We start from the raw sequence: 6,697 nt of genomic DNA on the forward strand, positions 1-6,697 counted from the left end.
AAGCCATGCCGAGTAACGGCATGGCTTTTTATTATTCTTCCTCGTATTCAGGCGCTTCATCATCTTTGTGATATTTATAAAAGCTGGTCATTAAATGATCAAGGTGCTCCAGTTTTTCACCGTATTCAAGAATAGCGGATACGATGTGAAGCAGATGAAAGGAAGACGTTATGTCATTCTCATTCTCATTCTTTTTATAAATCTTGTCGGCAAACATACGCATAAACTCATCACGATTCATACATGGTTCGAATAAATTTTCTGATGTTTCTGTCGTTTTAGCTTTGCCGATAAAACGAAGCAGTAAATGTTCATGATAGCTAACGAGACAGTCAAGGTGATCCTGCAATGTCCGTTGCAGGTCATAATGTAAATGATGTAATTCATTTTCATATTGATTGAGTCTTTGCAAAATATCTAAACTTCGGCGAGTCGTTAAAATCAATTTTCTGTACAAGACGATTTTTCGTTTTTTCGCCCGAAGGTTTTTTTTGAAAGGTGTTCGATCTTCTTTGTACAATAAAAACATTTGATCAATTTTTAAAATCTTTTCCCGCTGTTTCATCATGTCTTTTTTTAACAAAGACGAGTCAGAAGCATTGCGTGACGTAATGCGAATCCACATTAAAATATCTTCTGTTACTTGATTGATCGAAGAAAACAATTTCGTTTCATATTTCGGTGGCAGAAAGATGAGATTGACGAGAAATGAAGAAGCGACACCAATCGAAATATTAAACAGACGAATTAATGAAAACTGAAAAAACTGTTCATTTTGTACTTCCATAATGGCAATGATTGTTACAAGAGCGAGGCCGACAGATTTTTCAAGATTAAATTTCAAGAGAAGAATAATCGCAATAATCGCTGCGAGGCCGACAATAAGAATATGATTACCGAACAATAAAACGAATAAAATTGCAATGCCAGCACCTATAATATTTGCTTGAATTTGTTCAATAACAGTTAGATAGGAGCGGTAAATATTTGGCTGGATAGCGAAGATAGCCGCAATCCCGGCAAAAACGGGTGAAGGTAATTCAAGAAACTCTGCTATGTAAAGCGCTAAAACGATGGCAATTCCCGTTTTGAAAATGCGGGCACCAAGCTTCATTTGATAAAAGATTCCTTTCTGATAAAACTGTATTTATGTCTATTTACCGCGCGTGCCAGCAAATCAAACAAACTGTACTATACAACGGATAAGACGGGAAATCAAGCGAAAGAAAAATAAAAGGACAGGCACCCGTTTCCATGGGCGTCTGTCTAAGCGATCTCTAGTTTGTTAAGGCGAAGAAAGCCTCTTCTGCTATTTGAATTGTTGTACGAATGTCTTCTTCTGTATGCGCAGTCGTTAAAAACCAAGCTTCATATTTGGATGGAGCCAAATTAATACCGCGGAGCAGCATTTCTTTAAAGAAGCGGGCAAACTGTTCTCCGTCTGTTGCTTCTGCCTGATCATAGTTTTCCACTTTTTGATCAGTGAAATAAAGGGTGAGAGCGCCTTTTAACCGGTTAATCGTTACGGCTATGCCAGCCTTTTTCGCCGCATTTAGCAACCCAGCTTCCAAAATTGCTCCGAGCCGATCAAGTTCATCGTATACGCCATCCTGCTCGATAATTTCCAAACAAGCAATCCCAGCCAGCATTGAGGCAGGGTTTCCGGCCATTGTTCCAGCTTGATACGCAGGTCCGAGCGGCGCGACTTTTTCCATAATATCTGCTCGGCCGCCATAGGCACCGATTGGCAGTCCACCACCGATAATTTTGCCGAGTGCTGTTAAATCAGGTGTAATACCAAGCAGGTCTTGTGCACCCCCGTACATGAATCGGAAGGCTGAAATGACTTCATCAAAGATGAGAAGAGAGCCAGCTTCATGTGTCAGCCTTTTTACTTCTTCTAAAAAGCCTCTGTTCGGTTCGACGATGCCAAAGTTGCCGACGATAGGCTCAATCATAACAGCTGCTACACTGTCTCCCCATTTTTCAAGTGCTTCTTTTAATGATTTTGTTTCATTAAACGGTACAGTGATAACTTCCTGAGCGATGCTTTTTGGTACACCAGCAGAATCGGGTGTGCCAAGGGTTGATGGTCCACTTCCGGCTGCTACAAGGACGAGATCAGAATGACCATGGTAACAACCGGCAAATTTAATAATTTTATCGCGGCCGGTATATGCCCTTGCTACACGAATAGTTGTCATAACCGCTTCAGTCCCACTGTTGACAAAGCGAACTTTATCGAGTGCCGGCATCGCATGCTTCAATTTTTTTGCAAATGTCACTTCATGCTGCGTCGGAGTCCCAAATAAAACGCCATTTTGTACGGCTTTCGTAATTGCTTCTGTAATGTGCGGATGCGCATGACCCGTAATAATCGGACCGTATGCGGCAAGGTAGTCGATATATTTATTGCCGTCGACATCATAAAAATACGCGCCGACCCCGCGTTCCATTGCTACCGGTGCACCGCCGCCGACAGCTTTGTAAGAACGTGACGGGCTGTTTACTCCACCAACAATATGTTTAAGTGCTTCCTTATGTAAAACGTCTGACTTAGAAAAATTCATTTTATTAAGCCTCCTGATTAAATCATCTTTTTCTATTGTAGTCTTCATTAAAAAAGGAATCAATCATGATCAAAGACTAAAGGCGCAGCATTGTGTGAGCCTGAAGTTGCCATTTTTCAGCAGGTTCGCTACTCTTAAAAGAAAAAGGGGAGATTTAATATGGCAACATTAATAGGGAAGAAGGCACCAACCTTTAAATTGCCGAATCAGAATGGCGACATGGTGAGCATTGCAGATTTTAAAGGGAAAAATGTCGTTCTTTATTTTTATCCGAAAGATATGACACCCGGATGTACGACCGAAGCGTGTGATTTTCGTGATCAATACAGTAGCTTTTCATCATTAGAAACGGTTATTCTTGGCATTAGTCCAGATCCTGCAGCACGGCATCAAACGTTTATTGAAAAGCACACACTTCCATTTACACTTCTTGCAGACGAAGAACAGGAAGTGGCATCATTGTATGGTGTGTGGACACTAAAGAAAAATTTTGGTAAAGAATACATGGGCATCGAAAGATCGACATTTTTAATTAATAAAGAAGGAATCATCGTAAAAGAGTGGAAAAAAGTACGAGTAAAAGGGCATGTGGAAGAGACTTTACAGGCTGTGAAGGAATTAAATGAAGGGACGTTGAATCGTCTTAATAATCAATCGTAAAAAATCATAAGCCTTTAATGGGTATTGGATGTACTATGTATTCATTTTTTAAAGGGAGGTGAATCCTGGTTATCTTTCGAACATATCATATTTTATTGTGGCATGGGATGATTTTTCAGACTGTAATTTAACCAGGAGAAACAGGTGAACATTGTTTTTACATTTCGTCCGCCAAGGTCTATACAAGCGGATATTCAAAGAAAATTTCCAGAAGAATCGTTTTCATTCTATAAAAATATAAAAGAAGCGAATGAGGTGTTGCAAGAGGCTGAAGTTCTTGTCACATTCGGCAATGATTTGACAGAAGATACGATTGAGCAATGCCAGTTGTTAAAGTGGATTATGATCGCATCTGCAGGTATTGAGGAATTGCCGCTTCAATCCATTGAAGATCGAGATATTTTTGTGACAACTTCACGAGGTATCCATAAAATACCAATGGCCGAATTTACCTTTGGTTTGATGCTAAACCATGTTAAACGCTTTCCAGAACTCAGTGTTCTAGAAAAAGCTGAGACATGGAATAAAGAGTTGCCATTGCAGGAATTAGCAGGAAAGGAAGCGGCTATTCTTGGGACAGGGGCAATTGGTCAAGAAATTGCCCGTCTATGCAAAGCATTTCGAATGATAACAGCAGGTGTCAATCGCAGCGGTCGTTCTGTTGATGAATTTGATCGTATATTTCAAATGAGTGAATTAGAGGAAGCTGTAAAGGATGCAGACTTTGTCATTGCGATTTTACCAAGTACACCGGAGACAGCAGGCGCACTGCAGCCGGAGCATTTTGAAGCGATGAAGCAGACAGCGGCCTTTATTAATATAGGACGAGGGGATGTTGTATCAGAGCATGTACTGTTGTCAGCTATTAATGATGAGGAAATTGCGCATGCTTATCTAGATGTGTTTGTAATGGAACCAGTGCCAAAAGGCCATCCGTTTTGGCGTCATGAAAACATTACCGTTACGCCGCACATCTCAAGCATTACAAAAGCCTATATTCCCCGGGCAATGGCGATTTTTGAACATAATTTACTCTGTTTTAAAGAGGGAGGAGATTATCAAAATATTCTTGATATCAAGAAAGGATATTAACTGAGAGTGACTGTTCAGCCAGTTATTCTTTTTCATTGACAAATATGTGTTTCTGTTAGTACACTGTTTATAAGGATTATAAAGTAACATTCCTTATCAGAAAGAAAAGAGGTGCATGTTGATGTCACATACACATGTCCATGAATCACATGAGCAGTTAAAAGACGCACTTGATACGCTGAAGCAGACAGGTGTTCGTATTACACCTCAGCGTCATGCGATTCTTGAATTTCTAGTCGAGTCAATGACACATCCGACTGCTGACGATATTTATAAAGCACTTGAAGGAACATTTCCTAATATGAGTGTTGCGACTGTATACAATAATTTACGCGTATTCCGAGAAGTAGGTCTTGTGAGAGAATTGACGTACGGTGATACATCAAGCCGGTTTGATTTTGTTACCACTGAACACTATCACGTCATTTGCGAATCATGCAATAAAATCGTGGATTTTCACTATCCGGGTTTGGATGAAGTTGAACAGTTCGCTTCTCATGTTACAGGCTTTGAAATTAGTCATCATAGGATGGAAATTTACGGAAAATGTCCGAGCTGCAGAAATAAAGATTTGCATTAAAAAACCTCTATTCCCAAATGGGATGGAGGTTTTTTAATGCTTTCGGATGGTTTACACTCTTTTCTGGTTGTACTTTTCGTCAAATTCTTTTCCTTCAAGTGTTTGATCAAGTGTTAAAGGTTCATTACAGTACATGCACATATCGACGCGACCGAGAACTTTCGTAGGCTTTCCGCAAGTAGGACACACAACTTGCACTGCTCTTGTTGAAAGCATCCCGATCCAAAAATAAACAACCGTACTTAAAATAATACAAAGAAGACCGAGCGCCATAAAAATCGACATAACGATAAAGTTTTCGCGGAAGAAAATTCCGCCGTACATAACAACGAATCCGATGAAAATAAGACTTAATGCAAATGTACGTATTTTATTAATTTTACTTGAATACTTTTTTGCCATCGTTTCAACCTCCTAAACATCACTATACCATATTTTCTCTTATGTTTTACGGCAGGTATTCGACAATATGTGTCGAAACTTAACTCAACGAATTAAATAGTCTGGAGGAATGTGTTATGGAAGATCTTCTTCGTCCTTTGTATCAAGAACGAACAAGCCAGCAAAATACACTAGGTGTTATAGTTGCTGAAAGAAATAAACAAAACAGTGCATTTACTGAAAATTTCGACTCCATCCTTGTTATTATCGTCCGTGAAGCAGATGAGGCTGTATTTACAAAACATTATGTCGACCGCAACAATAAAACGGCATCAATGTATATTGTAACAGAAAAACAATTAAAAGAATGGCTTCTTCTAGGTACAAATCGTAAAGTCATTGAATGGCTGTATCATGGCCGTATTTTGTTTGATCGAAATGAGTACGTTCATGAATTAAAAACAGAAATGCGTGAATTCCCTTTTTATGGACGCAAAATTAAAATGACTATTGAGTTTGCTAAGCTGATTAAACGATACACAGATGGGAAAGCATTCTTTAACGAAGGACATTATCTTGATGCCTATAATCATGTTTTACATTCCCTCCACCATCTCGCCAGATTATCAATTATCGAAAATGGCTATTATCCAGAGTTGACTGTATGGAATCAAGTTCGTTATATTGAGCCGGGTATTTATAAGTTATATGAAGAGTTACTGACAAGCGACGAAGATTTGAAGAAAAGACTAGAGCTTCTTTTTTTAGCAAGTGAGTTTCTAATTCATTCGCGCACAGAAAGAGGAGCCGATCATCTATTGTGTCTTATAAGGGAAAAAGAATGGTGGAGCATTAATGAACTTTTAAATCATAGTGAAGTTACACACTACTCTGTTGATCTGGTTACATTAATGGAGTATTTAATTGAACGGCAGCTTGTGCGAGTTATCTCTGTTCAAACGAAAGGACAAGGAGTTTTCCATCGATATTATCAGCTTTATAAAGAAAAATAATTTTTTTGGGGATAAAGCATTGACCAAGAATATTTAAAGTGATATATTAATAAGCGTCGCTGTTGAGATAATAAAAAACAGACGAAAAAGAAATTTAAAATATACCTTGACGAATCTAATTGATCTTGGTATCATGTAAAAGTCGCTGTTTTGATTTTTTTGGACAACGACGCTAAAGTAAGGATTGAACATTGAAAACTGAACAAAATCAACAAAAAACGTCAACGTTTTAGTTTTAACATTTATCTGGCAGATGCCCGTCATCTGCAGATAGACAAATGAGCAAGTCAAACACTTTTTGGAGAGTTTGATCCTGGCTCAGGACGAACGCTGGCGGCGTGCCTAATACATGCAAGTCGAGCGGACTTGACAGAGCTTGCTCTGTTCAAGTTAGCGGCGGA

7 protein-coding genes and 1 rRNA gene are annotated in these 6,697 nt (G+C 39.0%); 5 read left to right on the forward strand and 3 right to left on the reverse strand.

All coding sequences use genetic code 11. The features are described 5' to 3' along the window. Positions 1–31: 31 nt before the first annotated feature. Both ACZYRN_RS15485 and ACZYRN_RS15490 read right to left on the reverse strand, forming a co-directional pair. Positions 32–1,114 carry an FUSC family protein gene (locus tag ACZYRN_RS15485; RefSeq protein ID WP_488912530.1) on the reverse strand — a complete coding sequence of 361 codons (1,083 nt, stop codon included), beginning with the start codon at positions 1,112–1,114 and terminating at the stop codon, positions 32–34. Between the two features lie 163 nt (positions 1,115–1,277). Beyond that, on the reverse strand, positions 1,278–2,570 hold the full coding sequence (locus ACZYRN_RS15490) for a glutamate-1-semialdehyde 2,1-aminomutase (protein ID WP_488912531.1): 1,293 nt from the start codon (positions 2,568–2,570) through the stop codon (positions 1,278–1,280). A gap of 159 nt (positions 2,571–2,729) precedes the next feature. Here ACZYRN_RS15490 and bcp point away from each other — a divergent pair, with 159 nt between their 5' ends. The 3 genes from bcp to perR all read left to right on the forward strand — a co-directional run bounded on the left by bcp (position 2,730) and on the right by perR (position 4,902). After that, on the forward strand, positions 2,730–3,230 hold the full coding sequence (gene bcp / locus ACZYRN_RS15495; protein WP_488912532.1) for a thioredoxin-dependent thiol peroxidase: 501 nt from the start codon (positions 2,730–2,732) through the stop codon (positions 3,228–3,230). Between the two features lie 144 nt (positions 3,231–3,374). Continuing rightward, positions 3,375–4,322 (forward strand): D-2-hydroxyacid dehydrogenase, encoded by a 948-nt coding sequence (locus tag ACZYRN_RS15500; protein ID WP_488912533.1) that lies wholly within the window; start codon positions 3,375–3,377, stop codon positions 4,320–4,322. Between the two features lie 115 nt (positions 4,323–4,437). Next, the gene (perR, locus tag ACZYRN_RS15505; RefSeq protein WP_488912534.1) at positions 4,438–4,902 is read left to right on the forward strand and encodes a peroxide-responsive transcriptional repressor PerR; all 465 of its coding nucleotides are present in this window, start codon (positions 4,438–4,440) and stop codon (positions 4,900–4,902) included. Between the two features lie 51 nt (positions 4,903–4,953). Here the strand turns inward: perR and ACZYRN_RS15510 are convergent, their stop codons facing one another. Continuing rightward, positions 4,954–5,304, reverse strand: a complete 351-nt coding sequence (locus ACZYRN_RS15510; protein ID WP_488912535.1) for a YgzB family protein — start codon at positions 5,302–5,304, stop codon at positions 4,954–4,956. Between the two features lie 116 nt (positions 5,305–5,420). On the opposite strand from ACZYRN_RS15510, the gene ACZYRN_RS15515 reads away from it, so the two are divergent. Together ACZYRN_RS15515 and ACZYRN_RS15520 are read left to right on the forward strand one after the other, a co-directional pair. Continuing rightward, positions 5,421–6,296, forward strand: a complete 876-nt coding sequence (locus tag ACZYRN_RS15515; RefSeq protein WP_488912536.1) for a nucleotidyltransferase-like protein — start codon at positions 5,421–5,423, stop codon at positions 6,294–6,296. A 295-nt stretch (positions 6,297–6,591) separates the two neighbouring features. Further along, a 16S ribosomal RNA gene (locus ACZYRN_RS15520) occupies positions 6,592–6,697 on the forward strand; the annotation flags it as partial.

Source organism: Domibacillus sp. F004 (genome assembly GCF_057814295.1).